The organism is Cellulosimicrobium sp. CpK407, assembly GCF_051844275.1.
Taxonomy (GTDB): domain Bacteria; phylum Actinomycetota; class Actinomycetes; order Actinomycetales; family Cellulomonadaceae; genus Cellulosimicrobium; species Cellulosimicrobium cellulans_G.
On sequence record NZ_JBGNYC010000032.1, the window covers coordinates 34749 to 56230 of the forward strand.

Here is a 21482-nt window from a genome sequence, read left to right on the forward strand (position 1 = left end):
CCGACAGACCACCACCAGCCCGCCCGTCCGCCCTGCGGTCGAAGGAGATCGTCGTGCACCGAACCTGGCCCACCTCCACCCTCGCTGAGGGCATGAAATGGGCACGCTCGCGTCGTTCCGACAGGGCCCATTCCATGCCCACAGCGGGGGCTGTGGTCGCCGCGCTCGTCGGGGCCGCGCTGGTCGCCGGGCCCGCGGCGGCGGAGCCCGCCGTCGCTCCCGCCCTGCCGACCGAGGTCGCCCCGGCAGTCACCGCCACGCTGCCGATCGAGCTCGAGGCGGAGGATGCGGTGCTCGTCGGGGGCGCGGGCGTCAACGACAACCACCTCGGGTTCTCCGGGACCGGGTTCGTCGACGGGTTCGTCATCGACCACACCGGGACCGCGAGCGTGACGTTCACGCTCGACGTCCCGGAGGCCGGCCAGTACGGCCTCAACCTCCGGTACGCGAACGGGCTCGGTTCCGACATGACGCTCTCGCAGGTCGTCGTGCACGACGGCGCGGTCGAGGACCGGCAGGTCACCCTGCCCTCCGCGGTGGGGGCGTCGTGGAGCACGTGGTTCGTGCACCAGGAGGTCGTGTCGCTCGACGCGGGCGAGCAGACCGTCGTCTACCGCTTCGACGCCGACGACACGGGCAACGTCAACCTCGACGCGATCGCGCTGACGTCGGTCGGCGACCTCTCCGTACCCGGCGGCGGCGCGACCCAGCCCGGCACGGAGCCGGGCTCCGGCCCGGACACGCGGTACGACGACGTCGCGGACGTCCTTCGCACCACCGCTCCACGTGCGGGGCAGCAGTACGAGGCCGAGAGCGCGTTCACCGCGAACGGCGCAACCGCCGGGGTGGAGGGCGTCGATCTGGCCGCACCCCGTGCGCGCCTCGTCGTCGCGGTGGACGCGGCGAAGGCCGGCGACCAGACCGTGACGTTCCGGTACCGCAACAGCACCGGCGCCGACCAGGACGTGGTCCTCGCGGTGGACGGGCAGCCCGTCGGGCGTCTCGTCCTGGCCCCGCGCGAGCGCTGGGGCGACGTCGCGGTGACCCTCCCGCTCCGCGCCGGGCTGGGCAGCGTCGAGCTGCGCCGCACGGGCGCCCAGGGGGACGCGTCCGCTCAGGGTGCGCCGGCGCCGTCGGGCCTGGAGATCGACCGCGTGACGCTGCAGCGCGGCGAACCGTTCGCGGACCGCGGCGCGTTCACGCCCGCGACGACGTACGAGGCCGAGCACGGCCGCACGACCGGCGAGGTGCTCGCGCCGAGCCGCGCGTTCCGCACGGTCGCGGCCGAGGCGTCCGGCCGACAGGCCGTCACGCTCGACCGCACCGGCGAGCGGGTCGAGTGGACCCTCACGGAGCCGGCGAACGCGATCGTGCTGCGCGCGTCGGTCCCGGACTCGGCCGACGGGACCGGCCAGGACGGCTCGCTCGGCGTCTACGCGGGCGGGCGCAAGGTCGCCGACGTCGACGTCACCTCGCGCTACTCCCACGTCTATGGCGGCTACCCGTACGGCAACGACCCGACGCAGGGCGGGACGCAGCGGTTCTTCGACGAGACGCGCGTCGTCCTCCCGCGCGAGCTGAAGGTCGGAACGACGCTGCGCCTCCAGCGCGACAGCGCCTCCGCCGACCTCCCGTACACCGTCGACCTCGTCGAGACCGAGGTCGCGCCCGCGCCGCTCACGGCACCTCTCGGTTTCGTGGACGTGCGCGACCACGGCGCCACGGACGACTCCTCCACGGACTCGTCCACAGCCACCCCGACCGACGACACCGCCGCGTTCGTCGCTGCGGTCGCCGCGGCGCGCGAGGCCGGGACGGGGGTGTGGGTCCCACCGGGCCGCTTCACGCTGACCGACCGCGTGCGCGTGCACGACGTCACGGTCCGCGGCGCAGGGCCCTGGTACTCCGTGGTCGCGGGCCGCGACGGCAAGGGAGGGTTCTACGCGCAGGGGTCCGGCGTGACGATCGCGGATCTCATGGTCGACGGCGACGTCCGGTACCGCGACGACGCCCGGTTCGACGCGGCGCTCGAGGGCAGCTTCGGGCAGGGCTCGTTCGTCCAGAACGTGTGGGTCAGGCACACGAAGGTCGGCCTCTGGGCCGACACCGGCACCGACGGGCTGTACGCGCTCGGGCTCCGCGTGCGGGACACGTTCGCCGACGGCGTCCACCTGCACGGTCGGGTCACGGACACGCGCGTCGAGCACACGACGGTGCGCAACACCGGCGACGACGCGATGGCGATGTGGTCCTCGGGCGGCGCGGTGACGCGCTCGTCGTTCGTGCGCAGCACGGTCACGAGCCCGCTGCTCGGCAACGGCGCCGCGATCTACGGCGGCGACTCGAACAGCGTCTCGGGGCTCGTCGTGCGCGACACGCTCACCGCCGCCGCGGGTGTCGCGGTGAGCACGCGCTTCAACCCCGTGCCCTTCTCGGGGACCACGGTCGTCGAGGACAGCACGCTGATCCGCACCGGCGGGTGGGAGCCCAACTGGAGCACGTCGTTCGGGGGCATCTGGGTGTTCGCGGACACGAGCCACATCACGACGCCCGTCGTGATCCGCGGCACCCAGATCCTCGACTCGACGTACGAGGGGCTCCTGGTGAGCGGCAGCCACTGGGTGAACGACCTGCGGGTCAGTGACACCAGGATCGAGCGGACCGGCTCGTACGGCGTCGCCGCGCGCCTCGGCGGTGACCATCGGTTCTCCGACGTCCGCGTCTCGGGCGTCACCTCGCAGCCCGACGGCGACCACCACCTGTGGGGCACCGTCCACGACGAGGGCGGCAACTACGGCCTCCTCGAGAACGCGCCCGCAACGTGCTCGGTCGGGGCAGGGACGCTCACCGTCGGGGGCACGACGCTCACGACCGTGCGCGTCACCAACACCGGCACCGAGCCGCTGGATGGCTGGGAGCTCGCGTGGTACGCGAGGCCGGACGACGTCGTGGCCACGGGGATCGGCGTCACCGTCGCGCAGGACGGCACGCGGGTCACGGCCTCGGGACGGACCGCGCTGCGCCCGGGGCGCAGCACGACGTTCGTCGTGCTCGGCACCACGCACGTCCCCGGCCTGGGAGCCGGCCCGGCGTTCGACGCCGCCACGCTCGACGGCCTCGCGTGCGGGGTGACCCGCCCGTGACCTGAGCCCCGCCCCGCCACGACCACCCCCGAACCCGCACCGACAGGAACTGCCGCACATGACCTTCCCGCCCCGCCTCGCCACCAGCCCCGTCGCCCGCCCCGGGGCGACGATCCTCGGCGACCAGTACCGGATCACGGTGCTCGCCGACGGGTTGGTGCGCCTCGAGCGCGCGGAGGACGGCGTGTTCGAGGACCGCGCCTCGGCGTTCGCGCTGCACCGCGACCTGCCGGTGCCGGACTTCCGGGTGACCCGGCCCGGCACCGGGCCCGCGGACGGGGTCGAGATCGTCACGGACCGGCTGCGCCTGCGGTACGACGGGGGGCCGTTCAGCGCGAGCGGGCTCAGCGTCGAGGTGCTCGGCGCGCACTCGGCCTACCACGGGGTGTGGCGGTACGGGCAGCGCGGGCCGGGCGTCCCGGCGACGGCCGTCCCCGTGGAGCCCGACGCCGTCGGGAACGGGCCGGGCAACCTCGGCGGGACGGCGCGCACGCTCGACGAGGCGGACGGCCCGGTCCCGCTGGGCCCCGGGGTCGTCTCGCGCGACGGCTGGGCCGTGATCGACGACTCGGCCGGCCTCGTCCTGGACGACGACGGCTGGGTCGCTCCGCGCGACGGGTCGCGCCAGGACCTCTACGTCTTCGCGTACGGGCACGACTACCGGGCCGCGCTCCGGGCGCTGTACGCGCTGTCCGGGCCGCAGCCGGTGCTGCCCCGGTACGCGCTCGGCACGTGGTGGAGCAGGTTCCACCGGTACTCGGCCGACTCCTACGCCGAGCTCGTGCGGCGCTTCCGTCGCGAGGGCGTCCCGCTGTCGGTCGCGGTGCTCGACATGGACTGGCACGTGACCGACGTCGACCCCCGGCACGGGAGCGGCTGGACCGGGTACTCCTGGAACCGCGACCTCTTCCCCGACCCGGCGGCGTTCCTGCGGTCGCTGCACGACGACGGCCTCCGCGTCACGCTCAACGTGCACCCTGCCGACGGGGTCCGGGCGTTCGAGGACGCCTACCCGGCGATGGCGGAGGCGCTCGGGCTCGACCCGGAGAGCGGCGAGCCGGTCGCGTTCGACGCGACCGACCGCGACTTCCTGCGCGCCTACGTCGAGGTGCTGCACCGCGGGCTCGAGCGCGACGGCGTCGACTTCTGGTGGGTCGACTGGCAGCAGGGCGGCGTCTCGCGCGTACCCGGGATCGATCCGCTGTGGATGCTCAACCACGTGCACTACCTCGACAACGCGGGTGAAGCGTCGCGCGCCGCCGCGAGCCGGGCGACGCGGGCCCTGACCTTCTCCCGGTACGCCGGGCCGGGGAGCCACCGCTACCCGGTCGGGTTCTCGGGCGACTCCGTCATCTCGTGGGAGTCGCTCGACTTCCAGCCCTACTTCACCGCGACCGCGAGCAACATCGGGTACGGGTGGTGGAGCCACGACGTGGGCGGCCACATGCACGGCACCAGGGACGACGAGCTCGCGACGCGGTGGGTGCAGCTCGGCGTCTTCTCCCCGATCCTGCGGCTGCATTCCGCGGGGAACCCGTTCACGCGCAAGGAGCCGTGGACGTTCGGCCCCGAGGCCCGCGACGCGCAGGTCGCGGCGCTGCGCCTGCGCCACCGCCTGCTGCCGTACCTGCACACGATGAACGTCCGCGCCGCGCGCGCTGGCGTCCCCCTCGTCCAGCCGCTCTACCACGAGTGGCCCGAGGCTCCCGAGGCCTACAGGGCACGCAACCAGTACCTCTTCGGTTCCGAGCTCGTCGTCGCGCCGATCACCGCCCCGGCGGACCGCGCCTCCGGAACCGCCGCGGTGCGCGCGTGGCTCCCGGAGGGCACGTGGGTCGACCTGCTCGGCGGGCTCGTCTACGACGGCGGCCGGGAGGTCTGGCTGCATCGCGACCTCGCGAGCATCCCCGTCCTCGCGCGCACCGGCGCGGTCGTGCCGCTCGACGGCGCGACCGTCCCGGGCAACGGCGTCGTGCACCCCGAGCACGTCGAGGTGCTCGTCGTCGTCGGGTCCGACGGCGCGCTCGACCTCGTCGAGGACGCGGAGGGCCTCCCGTCGGGTGGCCTCCCCGGCGGGCTGCTCCGGGAGACCCCGGGGGACCCCGCCCACGAGGCGCGCACGCCGGTGACGTTCGACCAGGCGGCGGGCCGCGCCGCCGTCGGGCCCGTCCAGGGCGACGTCCGCGTGGTCCCCGCGGCGCGGCGCTGGACGCTGACGTTCCCGGCGCTCGGGGGCCTGCGTGCCCCCGCCGACGTCGCGCCCGTCGTCACGGTCGACGGCACGCCTGCCGACGCTCTCGTCGAGCGCGACGACCACGGGCTGCACGTCACGGTCGAGGCAGTCGCACCGACGTCCCGCCTCGTCGTCGACCTCGGTCACGACCCCCGCCTCGCGGACAACGACGTCGCGGCCCGCGTGTTCACCGCGCTCGACCGCGCTCGCGTCCCCTACGACGACAAGGAGCGCGCCCACCGCGTGCTCACGGCGGACCGGCCCCTGTCGGTGCGCGTGTCGCACCTGCACGCGCTCGGACTGCCGCGCGCGCTCGAGTCCGCGCTCACCGAGATCCTCCTGGCCCGCGCGCCAGGGCAGCACGTCGCCGGCGGGGACGTCCTCATCGGTCTGTCGGAAGCCGTCCGACCGGCCTGAGGGTCCATCGGGGTGCCGCGCCGTTCGTGCTGGGGCGGCGCGGCACCCGGACGAGCGCCGCCGCGCCCCGTCGTGGTCGTCATGCGTTCTGCGTGACGACCCCGCGCCGTGGCGTCGTCATGCTGGCGGGGAGGGGCGATCGGGCAGGGGACAGGCGCGGTGGGCGGCCCCGGCCGGGCCGGGGTCGGAAGGGTGGGTGGTCGGCGTGGACCATGCGGAGGTGCTCCGGCGGCTCACGATCAACGACGAGCGCGTCGCCGACGGCGCGGCGCTCGGGGACGACGCGCTGTCCGGGCGCGACCGTGCCCTGGTGCGGATCGCGGCCGCGGTCGCCGTCGGCGCGTCGGTCCCCACGTACGGCGCCGAGATCGACGTCGCGGTCGAGGCCGGGATCGACCCGGCGGAGGTGGTGGGCGTCCTCGCGGCGGTCGTGCCGGTCGTCGGGCTGCCGACGGTCGTGGCGGCCGCGCCGCGGGTCGCGCTCGCCCTGGGCCTGGAACCCGTCGAGGGGTGGGACGACGCCGACGCCGCCGCGGACGACGCGGCGGCGGAGGGCGCGCCCCGGCGCCCCGGGTGATTTCCCCCGCTCCGGTTGAGGGCCTCGGGGGCCGCTCCTAGGCTGCTCGCGTGTCCGACGGGAGCCGTCAGGCGGTCACCGCGCGACCGGATCTCAGCACCGCGCTGCTCGCGGGCAAGGTCGAGCCTCCGGCGCCGCGCCGGGGTGCGGTCTCGCGGCGCGGGCTCGTCGAGCGCGCGCGGCGCGACGGCGCGCGGGTCGTCGTGGTGACGGCTCCCCCGGGGTACGGCAAGACGACCATGCTCGCGGAGTGGGCGAGCGTCGAGGACCGCGCGGTCGCGTGGGCCAGCCTCGACCGGCTCGACGACGACCCCGGCGCCCTGCTCACGCTCCTCGCGCTCGCGTGCGCGCGCGTGTCGCCCGAGGTCGCCGCGGTCGCGGCCGAGATGCGCGGCACGGGCGCGGCGATGCTCGGCCGGTCGGCCCCGCTGCTCGCGTCGGCGCTCGCGCGCACGGGCACGCCGTTCGTCCTGTTCGTCGACGACCTCCACGAGGCGGGCTCGGCATCCTGCCGGGACGCGCTCGAGATCGTGCTCGGCGGCGTCCCGCGGGGGTCGCAGGTCGTCGTCGCGAGCCGTCGCGCCCCGGGGTACGACGCGCGACGCCGCGTGGAGGGCGACCTCGTCGAGGTCGGCCCCGACGACCTGCGGGTCGACGCCGACGGCGCGCGCGAGATCTTCCGCGCGGCCGGGGTCGTCTCGGACGAGGCGCTGGACCGTGTGGTCGAGCGGTGCGAGGGCTGGCCGACGGGCGTCTTCCTCTGCGCGCTGCTCGTGCGCGAGGGCGAGGACCCGTCGTCCCTCACGGGGACCGACCGGTTCGTCGCCGACTACCTGTACCGCGAGTGCATGACCCTCCTCCCCGCGCGGACCCAGCACTTCCTGCGGGCCACGGCCGTCCTCGACCAGCTCTCGGCGGCGACGTGCGACGCCCTGCTCGGCACCACGGACGCCGCGGAGCGGCTGCGCGAGCTGGAGGACGCGAGCCTGTTCCTGGTCCCGCTCGACCACCACCGCGGCTGGTTCCGCTACCACGCGCTGTTCCGCGAGTTCCTGCTCGCGGAGCTCGACCGGGTCGAGCCCGACGCCGTCGCGCCGCTCCACCGGCGCGCCGCCGCGTGGCACGTCGAGGAGGGGCTGGAGGCCCGCGCGGTCGAGCACCTCCTCGCGGCGGGCGACGTCGAGGAGGCGGCCGTCCTCGTCGGGCGCCTCGCGCTGTCGACGTACCAGGACGGCGGGGTGGCCGTCGTGACGCGCTGGCTCGACACGCTCGGCGACGCCGTGGTCGAGGCGTTCCCCGAGCTCACGGTGGTCGCCGCGTGGCGCGCGCTGCTGCTCGGCGAGTCCCCGGCGGCCGAGCGGTGGGCCGCCGTGCTGGAGGGCTTCGACGCCGACCCCCTCCCCGACGAGGACCGGGTCGCGCTCGAGTCCGCCCGGTGCCAGGTGCGGGCCGCCATGTGCGCCGACGGGCCGGAGGCGTCCCTCGCGTGCGCGGCCTACGCCGTCGAGCACGAGCCCGCGTGGAGCCCCTGGCGTGACCAGGCGCTGCACCTCCTCGGCTCCGCGCACCTGCTCGTGGGCGACCGGGACGCGGCGCGCGAGGCGTTCGTCGAGGCCGTGGCGTGCGGGACGGAGGCGGGGAACCCGGACTCGGTGCTGCTCAGCGAGGCGGAGCTGGGGATCCTCGCGATCGACGACGGTCGGTGGGACGAGGCCGAACGGCACGCGCGTGCCGCGGTCGCCACGGTCGACGACCATCACATGGAGGGCTACTCGACCACGGCGATCGCTCTCGCCGTGCGTGCTCGCGTCGCCGCGCACCGGGGCGAGCGCACCGCGGCGGAGCGGTTCGTCGCCCGCGGGATGCGGGCGCGCGTGCCGTGCACGTACGTCATGCCGTACCTCGCGCTGCGCGTCCGGCTCCAGCTCGGCTACGCGTGCCTCGCCCTCGGGGACCGCACGACGGCGACCCACCTCGCCGCCGAGGCGGCCGAGCTGCTGCGCCGCCGCCCCCGTGTGGGGCTCCTGGTGGGCGAGGTCGCCGCGTTCCGGGCCCGGCTCGAGACCGTCGCCGCGACGCGCGGCGCCCCGCCGCTCACCCCGGCCGAGCTCCGCCTCCTGCCGTACCTCCAGACCCACCTCACGATGGCCGAGATCGGCCGTCGGCTCTTCGTCTCCCGCAACACCGTGAGCACGCAGGTCGGCGCGATCTACCGCAAGCTCGGCGCCACGACGCGCGGCGCCGCCGTGGAGCGTGCCGTGACCCTCGGCCTCCTCGGGAGCTAGGTCGCCGAGGAGGAAGCGCGTGCCCCCGGCGCCCGATTCCCGGGCCCCCACATTATGGTGAGGCTTTCCTTTCTTGCCTTTCCATCAATGGTGTTCGGCAAGGCTCTGCTTGCTTGAATCAATGCGAATCATCGATAAACATGTTTGGCATGAGCCGCATTTTCTCTGCTGCGCGCGCCTTTCCGTACGTGACCGCGACCCTCGCCGTGATCGCCGTCGCGGGCGTGCTGTCGGCGGTGCGGCCCGAGGCCGTGCCGTGGGTGCTGGGCGTCTACGCGGGCGCGATGGCGCTGCGGGCCGCGGTCGCGATGGTCGCGGAGCTGCGCTCGGGGACCTTCGGCGTCGACATCCTCGCGGTGACGGCGATCGGGTCGACGATCGCGGTGGGGGAGTTCTGGGCGGCCGCCGTCATCGTGCTCATGCTCACCGGCGGCGAGGCCCTGGAGGAGTACGCGTCGGGCCGGGCGCGCAAGGACCTGACCTCGCTCGTGTCCAACGCCCCGCGTACCGCGCACCTCCTCACCGCCGACGAGGCGGTGCGCGACGTCGACGTCGCCGACGTCGAGGTGGGCGAGCGGGTCCTGGTCCGCGCGCACGAGATCGTGCCGCTCGACGGCGTCCTCGTGTCCGACGCGGGGGTCTTCGACGACGCGTCGCTCACCGGGGAGTCGCTGCCGCAGGAGCGCGTCGCGGGGGACACCGTGTACTCGGGGGCGATCAACGGCGCGGGCGCCGTGACGATCCGGGTCACCCGACGCGCCGAGGACTCGCAGTACCAGCGGATCGTCGCGCTCGTCGAGGAGGCCGCGGCGAGCCGCGCCCCGATGGTGCGTCTCGCCGACCGCTACGCCCTCCCGTTCACGGCGCTCGCGCTCGCGATCGCGGGGATCGCCTGGTGGGCCTCGGGCGAACCGCTCCGGTTCGCCCAGGTGCTCGTCGTGGCGACGCCCTGCCCCCTCATCATCGGCGCGCCGGTGGCGTTCATGGCGGGCATGAGCCGTGCGGCCCGCCGTGGCGCGATCATCCGGTCCAGCGCGACGCTGGAGAAGCTGCACCGGGCAGCGACCTTCGCCTTCGACAAGACCGGCACCCTCACGCGCGGCACACCCGCGCTCACCGACGTGCGCCCGGCGGGGGGCCTCGACCCGGACGCTCTGGTGCGTCTGGCAGCCGGGGCGGAGCAGGCCTCCGTGCACGTGCTCGCTGACGCGATCGTGCGGGGCGCGACGGCCCGCGGTGTCGTGCTGCCGGTGCCGCAGGACGTCACCGAGACGACGGCCGGTGGCGTGACCGCGACCGTCGACGGCGTCCGCGTCGTGGTCGGCAAGCGGACGTTCGTGGCCGAGCAGACCGGGTCCGAGGTGCCCGTGCCCGGGCTCACCCCGGGCGAGCTCGCCGTCCACGTCGCGGTCGACGGCGCCTACGCCGGGTGCCTCGTCCTGCGCGACGAGGTGCGCGCCGACGCGGCGGAGACGGTGGCCGGCCTGCGCGCGCACGGCATCCGCCACGTCCTCATGGTCACGGGCGACGAGGAGGCGACGGCCCGCGCCGTCGCCGACCAGGTCGGCATCGACGACGTCCGCGCCGGGTGCCTGCCCGCGGACAAGGTCGCGGCCGTGCGCGACGTGCCCGAGCGGCCCGTGGTCATGGTCGGGGACGGCGTCAACGACGCCCCGGTGCTCGCCGCGGCCGACGTCGGCATCGCCATGGCCGCCCGCGGCTCGAGCGCCGCGACCGAGTCCGCCGACGTCGTCATCCTCCCCGACGAGGTCGGGCGCGTGGCCGAGACGCTGGAGATCGGGCGCCGCACCGTCGACGTCGCCCGCCAGAGCATCTGGATCGGGATCGCCGTGAGCGTCGCCCTCATGCTCGTCGCGACCACGGGTGCTCTGCCGGCGGTGGTGGGCGCGTGGCTCCAGGAGGCCGTCGACGTCCTCGCGATCGCCTGGGCGCTGCGTGCGGCCGGCCGTACCGTCCGGCTCCCTCGCCTGCGCCGGAGCCGGTCCGCGGCAGCAGAGGCAGCCCCGGCACCGAGCCCACGACCAGCGACGAGAGCGCGCACGGCAGCCTGACGGGCGGCTAGAACCGGCCGAAGAACGCCCGCAGCTCGTGGGCGTAGACCTCGGGCTGCTCGAACGGGGCGAAGTGCCCGCCGCGCGACGGCTCGGTCGCGTACACGGTGTGCGCGACGCGGTCGAGCCACGCACGCGGGGGCCGGACGACGTCGCCCGCGAACACGGAGAACCCGGACGGCACGTCGACGTAGCGGGCGAGCTGCTCGCGGGGGATCGCGGCGTTCGCCCGGTAGGCGCGGACGCCGGACCCGACGTTCGCGGCCGCCCAGTGCTCGGTGAGGAGGTCGAGGACCTCGTCCCGCGTGTACACCGACTCGAGGTCGCCCCCGCAGTCGCTCCACGACCGCAGCTTCTCGACGACCCACGCCGCGAGACCGGCGGGGGAGTCGGTGAGGCCGACCGCGAGCGACTGCGGCTTGGTGGCCTGCACGGCGGCGTAGCCGCCCTCGGCCGTGCGCCACCGCGCGCTCTCCTCCAGCCAGTCGCGCTCCTGGGGCGTGAGGGACGCGGGGTCGCCCGTGAACACGGGCAGCCCGGCGTCGGTGCGGTGCACCGCGATCACCCGGTCGGGGAAGTCGAGCGCGAGGAACCGGGCGACGTGGCTGCCCATGTCTCCGCCCGCGACGAGGAACCGGTCGTAGCCGAGGGCGGTCATGAGCTCCGCCCACAGGGCGGCGACCGTCCGGTTGTCCGGGGCCGGGCCGGAGGGGACGTCGGAGAACCCGAAGCCGGGCATGTCGGGGACGACGAGGTCGAAGGTGCGTCGACCCGCCTCACCCGGGGCCGCGGGTTCGCCCGCGTCGGTCAGGAGCGGCACGACCTTGCGGTACCGCCACGCCGAGTCGGGCCAGCCGTGCGCGAGCAGGAGCGGGAGCGGGGACGGGTCGCCAGGACGCGGGCTCGCGAGCGCGTGGAGGAGGTGGACGCGGGTGCCGTCGATCGAGGCGCGCCGGCTCGGGAGCGCGGAGAGCCGTGCCTGGTGCGCGGCGAAGTCGAAGCCGTCGGCCCAGTACGCGACGAGGTCGCGCAGGTACGCGACGTCGGTGCCGGCGTCCCACCCGAGCCCGTCCGGGGCGTCGACCCACCGGGTCGCGCGGAGGCGGGACCGGAGGTCCGCGACCACCGCCTCGGAGATCCGCGGGGTGTAGTCCTCCAGGTCGGTCACGAGGTGCGCCATGCGACCGAGGTTAGCCGGGCCCGGAGCGCGGGAGCGTCGTTCGCGCGATCTGCGTGATGCCCTGCCCGTGGTGGCGGACCTACGGTCGAGAGCGCCGTCCGTGAGGTCCTGGACAGACAGGAGAAGTCGATGAGTGACGAGCCCCGCCGTACGGTCGTCGGACCGCCGCTGCCCGCCGAGCGATCGCTGCCGTTCCCGCCCCGTCGGTCCGGCAGCGTCGCCGGACGCACGATCCAGGAGTCCACGTACTCTCCGCGCCCGCCCGAGCGGCACCTGCCCGCGGACGCCCCGAACGTCGTCGTGATCCTCATCGACGACGCCGGGCCCGCGCTCCCGACGACGCTGGGCGGCGCCGTGCGCACCCCGACGCTCGACCGGGTCCGCGCGAACGGCATCGGGTACAACCGGTTCCACACCACCGCGATGTGCTCCCCGACGCGCGCGTCCCTGCTCACCGGGCGCAACCACCACCGGGTCGGCAACGGGCAGATCGCGGAGCTCGCGAACGACTGGGACGGCTACTCCGGGCACATCCCGAAGAGCAGCGCGACGATCGCCGAGGTGCTGCGCCAGTACGGCTACGCGACCGGAGCGTGGGGCAAGTGGCACAACACCCCGGCGGAGGAGACGACGGCGGCCGGCCCGTTCGACCGCTGGCCCACCGGGTACGGGTTCGAGTACTTCTACGGCTTCCTCGCGGGCGAGGCGTCGCAGTACGAGCCGCACCTGGTGCGCAACACGACCCCGACGCTCCCGCCGAAGACCCCGGAGGAGGGGTACCACCTCAGCGAGGACATCGCCGACGACGCGATGCGCTGGCTCCGCGACCACAAGGCGAACGCGCCGGACAAGCCGTTCTTCGTCTACTGGGCGACCGGCGCGCTGCACGGGCCGCACCACATCATGAAGGAGTGGGCGGACCGGTACGCCGGGGCGTTCGACGACGGCTGGGACGTCTACCGGGAGCGGGCGCTCGCGGGCGCGAAGGCGGCGGGCTGGGTGCCCGAGGACGCCGAGCTCACGCCGCGTCCGGACGGTCTCGCCGGGTGGGACGACATCCCCGACGACCAGAAGGCGTTCCAGGCGCGGCTCATGGAGGTCGCGGCCGGGTTCGGCGAGCACGCGGACGTGCAGGCCGGCCGGCTGCTCGACGAGGTCGAGCGGCTGGGGTACGCGGACGACACGATCGTCGTCTACATCTGGGGCGACAACGGGTCGTCGGGCGAGGGGCAGAACGGGACGATCAGCGAGCTGCTGGCCCAGAACGGCATCCCCTCGACGGTCGAGCAGCACCTCGCCGCGCTCGAGGAGCTCGGCGGGCTCGACGCCCTCGGCACCCCGGCGACGGACAACCAGTACCACGCCGCGTGGGCGTGGGCCGGGTCGTCGCCGTACCAGGGCATGAAGCTCCTCGCGTCCCACCTGGGCGGCACGCGCAACCCGATGTTCGTGAGCTGGCCCGGTCGCATCGAGCCGGACCCCGTGCCGCGCACGCAGTTCCACCACGTCGTCGACCTCGTGCCGACGATCTACGAGATCCTCGGCATCTCCCACCCCGAGACGGTGAACGGCGTCCCGCAGGACCCGATCGACGGGACGAGCTTCGCGTACTCGATCGACGACGCCGGTGCCGAGGGCCGTCGTCGGACGCAGTACTTCGAGATCATGGGCAGCCGGTCGATCTACGCCGACGGCTGGATGGCCTCGGCGACCGGTCCGCGCCTGCCGTGGGTGCAGGGGATGCCGGCCGGGATCCGGACCTGGACCCCGGACGACGACCCCTGGGAGCTCTACCACCTCGACGAGGACTGGAGCCAGGCGCACGACCTCGCCGCGCAGCACCCCGAGAAGCTCGCCCAGCTCAAGGAGCTGTTCGCGATCGAGGCCGCACGCAACGACGTCCTGCCCGTGGGCGGCGGCCTGTGGGTCCCGGCGATGCACCCCGAGGACCGGATCAGCCCGCCGTACACGGAGTGGGACCTGTCCGGGGACACGGTGCGCGTCCCGGAGTTCTGCGCGCCCGCGCTGGGCAACCGCCCCAACCGGGTCGAGATCCGGCTCTCCGTGCCCGACGCCGCGAACGGCGTCCTCTACAAGCTCGGGGGAGCGGGCGGCGGGCTCACGTGCTTCCTCCTCGACGGCGTCCTCACGTACGAGTACAACCTGTTCCTCATCCAGCGGACCGTCGTCCGGTCGAGCGCACCGCTCGCGGCCGGCGACCACACGGTGGAGGTCGTGACGACGTACGTCGAGCCGCGGCCCGGCGGTCCGCTCGAGGTCGTCCTCCGCGTCGACGGCGCCGACGTCGGCTCGGGCACGGTGCCCGTGAGCGCGCCGCTGCTGTTCTCCGCGAACGACTGCCTCGACGTCGGGCGCGCGTACGGCGGCGCGGTGTCACGAGCGTACGCGGACCGCATGCCGTTCGCGCTCGACGGACGCATCGACGCCGTGCACGTGGAGTACCTGCTGCCCGCGACCGACGGGACGGACCGGTAGGCGCCGGGCGGCGCGGCCGGTCGGGAGTTCACTCGTTCTGGGTGAGGACGCGGCCGACGGCGACGACGAGCCTGAGGACACACCCGCGCACGGCGCGCGGGACGGACGCGGAGAGGACGCGACGATGACGCAGGAACTCAGCGACGGGGTCGGGAGCGAGCTCGGCGACCTCGAGGAGAGCGGGCCGATCGACTTCCTGGTCATCGAGCTGCCGACGGACCGCGCGACGGGCGACGCCGCCTTCCCGCACCTCGTCGACCTCGTGGACCGCGGGATCATCCGGGTGCTCGACCTCGTGGTCGTGCGCCGGGAGGACGACGGGAGCGTCGTCGGCCTCGGCCTCGAGGAGCTCGACGACGGGTCGACCGAGCTCGCGGTGTTCGAGGGCGCTCGGTCGGGCCTGCTCGGCGACGACGACCTCGACGAGGCCGCGAGCGCCGTCGAGCCCGGCATGACGGCCGTCGTGCTGGTCTACGAGAACGTCTGGGCGGCGCCCTTCGCGACCGCCCTGCGCCGCAACAGCGCCCAGCTCGTCGCGAGCGGGCGCATCCCGGTCCAGGCGCTCATCGCGTCGCTGGACGCCACCGAGCCGGACGCCTGATCCGGCCGCCCGAAGGAGGACCCCGTGCCTGGACTGATCCGCGGTGTCGCGCGCACCGCCGTCGTCGCCGGAACCGCGACCGCCGTCTCCAACCGTGTCTCCCGTCGCCAGGCGGGGCGCTGGGCCGCGCAGGAGGCCGCGCAGGAGCCGCAGTACGCGCCGCCCCCGCAGCAGTACGCGGCCCCGCAGCCGGCCTACGCGCCGCCGCCTGCCCCCGAGCCCGCGGCGGCGCCGGACATGGACGCGCGCATCGCGCAGCTCACGCAGCTCGCCGCGCTGCGGGACCAGGGGGTGCTCAGCCCCGCGGAGTTCGAGGCGCAGAAAGCACGCATCCTCGCGGACTGAGCGAGGACGACCCCGACACGAAAGGCACGGACATGGACACGTTCTGGGACTGGTTCTGGCTCATGGTGTGGTGGTTCTTCTTCGTCATGTATCTGGTGATCCTCTTCCAGATCGTCGCGGACCTGTTCCGCGACCGGCACCTGAGCGGGTGGTGGAAGGCGGTGTGGCTGCTCGCGCTGATCGTCGTGCCGTTCCTGTCGGCGCTCGTCTACCTGATCGCGCGCGGCAAGGGCATGGGCGAGCGGCACGCGCAGAGCGTCGCGAGCGCCCAGGCGGCGACCGACGCGTACATCCGCGGCGTCGCGGGCTCGTCCCCGTCGTCGCAGATCGCGGACGCGAAGGCGCTGCTCGACGCGGGTGCGATCGACGAGCGGGAGTTCTCCGCTCTCAAGGCCAAGGCCCTCGCCTGACGCGACCTCGCCAGGACCATCGAACGAGCCGGAACCCGGCGTGTCGGGAGGAACCAGCATGACCGACGAGCAGCACGTCCTGCGCCCGACCTACACGCGACCCGGCGTGCGGGCGGTGGCGCCACGCTTCACCCTGCCGGACGCCGAGATGGAGCCGACGTCCGCCTACCAGGTGGTCCACGACGAGGTGATGCTGGACGGCAACTCGCGCCTCAACCTCGCGACGTTCGTCGCGACGTGGATGGGCGACGAGGCGGACCGCCTCTACGCCGAGGTCTACGACAAGAACATGGTCGACAAGGACGAGTACCCGCGCACGGCTGCGGTCGAGGAGAACTGCTGGCGCATCCTCGGGTCGCTGTGGAACGTGCCGGACGTGCGGGACTGCATCGGCACGTCGACCATCGGGTCGTCCGAGGCGTGCATGCTCGGAGGCCTCGCGCTCAAGCGGCGGTGGCAGCTCGCGCGACGGGCCGCGGGGAAGCCGGCGGACCGGCCGAACCTCGTCATGAGCTCGGCCGTGCAGGTGTGCTGGGAGAAGTTCTGCAACTACTTCGAGGTCGAGGCGCGCTACGTGCCCATCACCGAGGAGCACCCGTGCCTCGACGGCAGCGCTCTCGAGCAGTACGTCGACGAGAACACGATCGGCGTCGTCGCGATCATGGGCGTCACCTACACGGGCATGTACGAGCCCGTGCAGGAGATCGCGGCGGCGCTCGACGCGCTCCAGGAGCGGACCGGTCTCGACGTCCCGATCCACGTGGACGGGGCGTCGGGCGCCATGATCGCGCCGTTCCTGCAGCCGGACGTCGTGTGGGACTTCCGCCTGGAGCGCGTGCACTCGATCAGCACGTCGGGCCACAAGTACGGCCTCGTGTACCCCGGCGTCGGCTGGGTCGTGTGGCGCACGCTCGACGCCCTGCCCGAGGAGCTGGTCTTCCGCGTGAGCTACCTCGGCGGGGACATGCCGACCCTCGCGCTCAACTTCTCCCGGCCCGGCGCCCAGGTCCTGCTGCAGTACTACCAGTTCCTGCGGCTCGGGCGGGAGGGGTACACCGCGATCCAGCAGGAGTGCCAGGACGTCGCGAAGTACCTCGCGCACGGGATCGAGGGCATCGGCGCGTTCGACCTGTGGAACGACGGGTCCGACATCCCCGTGTTCGCCTGGCGTCTCAGGCCGGGCCACACGGAGAACTGGGACCTCTACCACCTCTCGGACCGGCTGCGCATGAAGGGATGGCTCGTTCCCGCCTACCCGATGCCCGACGACCTCGCCGACCTCACCGTGCAGCGGATCGTCGTGCGCAACGGCGTGAGCCGCGACCTCGCGGACGACCTGCTGGAGGACATCCGGGTCGAGACGGCGTGGCTCGACGGGCTCACGTCGCCCATGCCCGCCGAGGGCCGACGCTCGGGCTTCCACCACTGACGGTCGTGGACCGGCGGGAGCGTCGTCTGCGGCGCGAGGCGTGGGGGTTCGCGGTCGGCTCGCTGTGCTTCCTCGTCGGGGCGCTCCCGCCCTACGCCGACGCCGTCGGCGCGGTGGCCACGAACGTCACGTTCGTCGTCGGCGCGGTGTTCTTCACCGCCGCCGCGTTCGTGCAGCTCGGCCTGAGCGGGCGGCGTCCGCCGCGTGCCGGGACCCACCCGGCCGACCGGTGGGACTGGTGGGCGGCGGCCGTCCAGCTCGTCGGCACGCTCTGCTTCAACGTGAGCACGACCGCGGCGCTCGTGGCGGCGGTCCACGACCCGACGCGGCTGGGCGTGGGCTGGAAGCCCGACGCCTACGGGTCCGTCGCGTTCCTCGTCTCCTCGGCGTTCGCCGTCGTCGCGACGCGCGACCGCGGGCACCTGTGGGACCGCGACGCCCGCACCTGGCACGGCACGTGGCTCAACCTGGTCGGGTCCGTCGCGTTCGGCGCGTCGGCGGTCGGGGCGTACGTCTCCCCGGCCACGGGCACCTACGTGAGCGAGTGGTGGGACGACGCGGGCACGCTCGTCGGGGCGGTGTGCTTCCTCGTCGCGGCGCTGCTGTCGCGGCGGACGGTCGACGTGCCGGCGCCGAGCGCCGCGCACCCGGTCGTGTGACGCACGTCGGGGTGCGTCGCTCGACCGGGTGCGCGGCGCTCGCGCGTCAGGCGCAGGTCGTGGCCGCGTAGGCGGCCTCGACCGAACCGGGTCCGGTCGCGGCGCTCGCGGTCCCCGCGTCGACCGAGGCCGTGCGCACCGCGAACGACTGGTACGCCGAGCCGCCCGGGGCCACGCCCGCGACCGTGCGCTCGCCGTACGGCGTGCGCAGGGTGACGTCGGCGGGGGCGTCCCCGGTGTTGCGCGCCGTGACGGCCACGTACGCCCGGCCCGCGAGGCACCGGCTCGTCGCCCGCACGTCGAGCGGGACCGCGCTGCCGAGCTCGACCGTCGGACCGTCGAGCTCGACGACGGTCACGCTCGACCCCGCCGTCGACGTCCACGTCGTGTCGGGCGTGAACGACCCGCGGTCGAGGTCGCCCTGGGTCACCACGTGGTGCGCGAACGTGCACGTGTACGACCCCTCGGCCGGCAGGGTGCGGTAGCGGCAGTTCTGGGCTGCGTTCGCGGGGTCGAGACCGGCGAGGTTGCCCGTGGGGACCACCGAGGTCGCCGTCGTGGAGAGGTTGCGGACCGTGTACGTGAACCGCAGGACGTCGCCGACGGCGTACGTCTCCTGCGGGTTCGCGTGCACCCCCTGGACCGAGATGTTCCCGGGCGCCCCGAAGTAGACGGCCGGGCCGTCGTGCTCGACCGTGGTGACGGTCGTGCCGGAGGTCGACGTCCAGGTCGTGCGCGGCGCGAAGAACCCGGCGTCGAGGTCGGCCTGCGTGACCGTGTGCCGCGCGGACGTGCACGTGTACGCGGCGCGCGCGGCGAGGTCGCGGAAGCGGCAGTTCGGCGCGCCCTGGGCCGGGTCGAACCGCTCGAGGTCCCCGGTCGGGGAGACCGTCGTGACGGCGTCGGACAGGTTCGTCACCGTGAACGAGTACGTGACGACGTCGCCGACGCCGTACCCGCCCGCGGGAGCCGTGCTCGTCACGCTCGCTCGCGTCACCTCGATGTCGCCCGGCGTGCTGCTCGGCGCGGCGAGGAGCCAGTCGTGGTCGAGCTTGGCGAACCGGATGCCCCCGCCGCCGCCGTCGGGCTCGTAGAGCAGGCCGACCGTGCCGTCGGGAAGCGTCGCGAGGGTGGAGTACGCCATGCCTCCCGGCTGGAAGACCCGTGCGACGGGCCAGGTCTCGCCGTCGTCGTAGCTGACGCGGACCGTGCCGTTGACGCGACCGGACTGCGAGGCGGCGTTGGAGAAGAGGAGCACCTTGGCCTCGGCGGAGCCCTGCGGCGCGTTCGGGTACGCCCGCACGATCGCCGCGTTGTTCGTCGGGTCGGGCAGCTCGCGGTCGAGGGTCACCGCGCCGTAGGTCACGCCGCCGTCGGTCGAGTAGGCCACCTTGCGGAAGCCCGAGCGCGCCGAGTCGCGCGAGTTGAGCATGACGCGCCCGTCCGAGAGCTCGACCGTCTTGTTCTCGTCCATGCCGGTGCCGACGGGGGTCCCGACCTGCCACGTCGCGCCGTGGTCGTCGGAGTACACGGACACGGCCTGGAACTGCCCCGAGCCGTTGATGATCGTGTACTGCTGGAGCAGGCGCCCCGCGTGCTCGCCGTAGCGGAGCTGGATGCCCTGGCCCGAGGCGGCGAAGCGCGAGCGCCAGCCCAGGTCGGCCGTGACGTCGGCCGTGATGGTGCGGTGGGTCCACGTGCGACCGTCGTCGGTCGAGGCGGACACGTTCGCGTGGATGACGTTGCGGGCGCTCGGGTCGACCCCCGGCTGGGAGCCGCCGAAGCCCTGGTCGTACGACTTCACGTGGAAGTTGAAGACGGTCCCGGTCTCGCGGTCGACGACGTAGCTCGGGTCCGAGTAGCCCTCGATCGGCGCGGTGGTCTTCCCGGCAGCGACGACCTCCTGCGGGCCCCACGTGACGCCCGCGTCGGTGGACCGGCGCTGGAGGATCGAGTTCGGCCCGGGGGAGTCGGCCGCGGTGGGGCGGCCGTCGTAGGAGGCGAGGACGTCGCCGTTGGGTGCGACGGTGAGCGCCGGGATCCGGTAGTTGGGGAAGCCGCCCTGGCCGTTCGTCGCGAGCTGCTGCTCGGTGTACGTGCCCGGGCCGCCCGTCGCGGGAGCGAGGTCGTGGTCCGGCGCGAGGGTGGCGTGGTGCGCGGCCGCCGTCGTGACGGGGACGACGGCACCGCCCACGCCCAGCGCGAGCGCGGTGGCGAGGGTCAGCGCGCGGCGCGCGGGTCTGCGGAGGTGTCCGATCATGCCGTTCCTTCCGGTCGGTGCTCGGCGCGGCGGGGACGACGTGGAACGCGGCGACGCTGCCGAGGACGCTTGAACAGATGACGTCAGATGTCTGACGTCAGGAAGGTAGCCCGAGGGGGCGCGCGGGTCAAGGGGAGGGGCCGTGACGCAGCACGACGCCCGCCGGTCGCAGGGGTCTGCGTCCGGCGGGCGTCGCGGGGTGGTGGTGCGGGGGTCTCAGCCTCGGCGCGCGCGGCGCGACAGGAGCACGATGGCGGCGCCCACCGCGGCGAGGCCGGCGGCGAGGGCCGCGTACAGCCCGACCGTCGCGCCGGTCTCCGCCAGGCTCGGGTTCGACGCGGACGCGCTCACCTCGTTCGAGACGGGGACGACCTCGACCGGGTCGTCGTGCCCGGGCGGGTTCGTCGCGCAGTCGGGCGACGAGGGCGGGTAGACCGTGGTCACCAGGACGTGCGGGTTGACCTCGAAGCTCACGTCGACGGCGGGGCGCACCCAGTCGTACTCGTCGCCCTCGACCCACTCGCCGTCCTCGAGGCGCCACCCCGGCCAGTCGACGCCCTTGCCCTGGTCGTCGACGACGGAGCCCGGCCACAGCAGGCGGCCCTGGAGCGGCAGCCCGGACGTGACGACGCTCTCGCCGTCGGGGTTGATCCAGGTGACCGTGACGGTGTCGTGGTCGGTGCCCTCGACCTCGATCGCGTAGTCGAGGTACGCGGCGTCGTCCTCGCACGCCGAGACGAGGGTCGTGAGGCGCATCGACGGCTGGGACGGCACGTAGGTGTCGTCCTCCGCGGCGTGGGCGGCCGGGCCGGCGAGGAGCGCGGCGGAGGCGGCGAGGGCGGCGGTGGTGGCCCGCACCAGGGTGCGGCGTCCGGTCGTGGTGCTCATGGTGGGTCCCGTCGGGTCGTGGTCGGTCGAGCGCGACGGGTACCGTCCTGGGGCGCGACCGTGCCACCGGCGGACCGGCGGTTCGGGGTGGCAAGGGCGCGGGCGTGTCGGACGCGTGAGGCGGCACCGCCGTGATCGCCGGTGCCCGCACTGGCAGGGGGCTGAGCGTACGGGCACCGGCTGTCCCCCACGCTAGACAGGCAACTGGACAGGCGTCCAGTTCGATGCCGGGTGAATGTCCGGCGCCGAGAACGACACTGGTGTCGTTATCGGGGCGAAAGCGACAGCAACGTCGTGCTCGACGGCGAGCGGCGTCGTTCTCGGCGCCCGGCGGAGGGTCTACAGGCCCTGCCAGTCCGGCTTGGACGCGTACGTCTGGCGGTAGTAGTCCCCGAGCTGCAGGCGCGAGGCCGCCGCGTCGTCGACCAGCACCGTCGCGTGCGGGTGCATCTGCATGATCGTCGCGGGCCACAACGCCGAGATCGGA

The 21482-nt window shown here is 74.2% G+C and carries 14 protein-coding genes and 1 pseudogene; 11 read left to right on the top strand and 4 right to left on the bottom strand.

From position 1 onward, the window contains the following. Positions 1-134 precede the first annotated feature (134 nt). From ABWU78_RS14235 to ABWU78_RS14255, 5 genes are all read left to right on the top strand, one after another. Positions 135-3143, top strand: coding sequence for a CBM35 domain-containing protein (locus ABWU78_RS14235; RefSeq protein WP_439158749.1), 3009 nt, complete (start codon positions 135-137; stop codon positions 3141-3143). Between the two features lie 58 nt (positions 3144-3201). Continuing rightward, positions 3202-5793: a TIM-barrel domain-containing protein gene (locus ABWU78_RS14240; RefSeq protein ID WP_439158750.1), complete on the top strand. Its 2592-nt coding sequence runs from the start codon at positions 3202-3204 to the stop codon at positions 5791-5793. A gap of 205 nt (positions 5794-5998) precedes the next feature. Further along, positions 5999-6370 (top strand): carboxymuconolactone decarboxylase family protein, encoded by a 372-nt coding sequence (locus tag ABWU78_RS14245; RefSeq protein ID WP_439158751.1) that lies wholly within the window; start codon positions 5999-6001, stop codon positions 6368-6370. Between the two features lie 50 nt (positions 6371-6420). Beyond that, positions 6421-8655, top strand: coding sequence for an AAA family ATPase (locus ABWU78_RS14250; RefSeq protein ID WP_439158752.1), 2235 nt, complete (start codon positions 6421-6423; stop codon positions 8653-8655). Positions 8656-8804: 149 nt separating this feature from the next. Then, complete coding sequence (locus ABWU78_RS14255) at positions 8805-10727, top strand: heavy metal translocating P-type ATPase (RefSeq protein WP_439158753.1); 1923 nt, start codon at positions 8805-8807, stop codon at positions 10725-10727. A 7-nt stretch (positions 10728-10734) separates the two neighbouring features. Here ABWU78_RS14255 and ABWU78_RS14260 read toward each other — a convergent pair whose 3' ends face one another. Continuing rightward, positions 10735-11907, bottom strand: coding sequence for an epoxide hydrolase family protein (locus ABWU78_RS14260; RefSeq protein WP_439158754.1), 1173 nt, complete (start codon positions 11905-11907; stop codon positions 10735-10737). 129 nt (positions 11908-12036) lie between these two features. Between ABWU78_RS14260 and ABWU78_RS14265 the strand changes: the two genes are divergently transcribed. From ABWU78_RS14265 to ABWU78_RS14290, 6 genes are all read left to right on the top strand, one after another. Continuing rightward, on the top strand, positions 12037-14403 hold the full coding sequence (locus ABWU78_RS14265; protein WP_253051714.1) for an arylsulfatase: 2367 nt from the start codon (positions 12037-12039) through the stop codon (positions 14401-14403). Between the two features lie 124 nt (positions 14404-14527). Continuing rightward, positions 14528-15004, top strand: coding sequence for a DUF6325 family protein (locus ABWU78_RS14270; protein WP_439158755.1), 477 nt, complete (start codon positions 14528-14530; stop codon positions 15002-15004). A gap of 24 nt (positions 15005-15028) precedes the next feature. Beyond that, complete coding sequence (locus ABWU78_RS14275) at positions 15029-15349, top strand: SHOCT domain-containing protein (RefSeq protein ID WP_253051716.1); 321 nt, start codon at positions 15029-15031, stop codon at positions 15347-15349. A gap of 32 nt (positions 15350-15381) precedes the next feature. Next, positions 15382-15759: an SHOCT domain-containing protein gene (locus tag ABWU78_RS14280; protein WP_253051717.1), complete on the top strand. Its 378-nt coding sequence runs from the start codon at positions 15382-15384 to the stop codon at positions 15757-15759. A 58-nt stretch (positions 15760-15817) separates the two neighbouring features. Then, the gene (locus tag ABWU78_RS14285) at positions 15818-17188 is read left to right on the top strand and encodes a glutamate decarboxylase (RefSeq protein WP_253051718.1); all 1371 of its coding nucleotides are present in this window, start codon (positions 15818-15820) and stop codon (positions 17186-17188) included. A 5-nt stretch (positions 17189-17193) separates the two neighbouring features. Then, positions 17194-17847: a YrhK family protein gene (locus tag ABWU78_RS14290; RefSeq protein ID WP_253051719.1), complete on the top strand. Its 654-nt coding sequence runs from the start codon at positions 17194-17196 to the stop codon at positions 17845-17847. Positions 17848-17893: 46 nt separating this feature from the next. Here the strand turns inward: ABWU78_RS14290 and ABWU78_RS14295 are convergent, their stop codons facing one another. The 3 genes and pseudogenes from ABWU78_RS14295 to ABWU78_RS14305 all read right to left on the bottom strand — a co-directional run. Then, a complete protein-coding gene (locus ABWU78_RS14295; RefSeq protein ID WP_439158756.1) occupies positions 17894-20107 on the bottom strand; it encodes a sialidase family protein in 2214 nt (737 codons plus the stop codon). Between the two features lie 216 nt (positions 20108-20323). Next, positions 20324-20995, bottom strand: a complete 672-nt coding sequence (locus tag ABWU78_RS14300; protein ID WP_353707039.1) for a peptidase — start codon at positions 20993-20995, stop codon at positions 20324-20326. Between the two features lie 339 nt (positions 20996-21334). Further along, positions 21335-21482 (bottom strand): annotated as a pseudogene (locus ABWU78_RS14305) (glucosamine-6-phosphate deaminase); the annotation flags it as partial.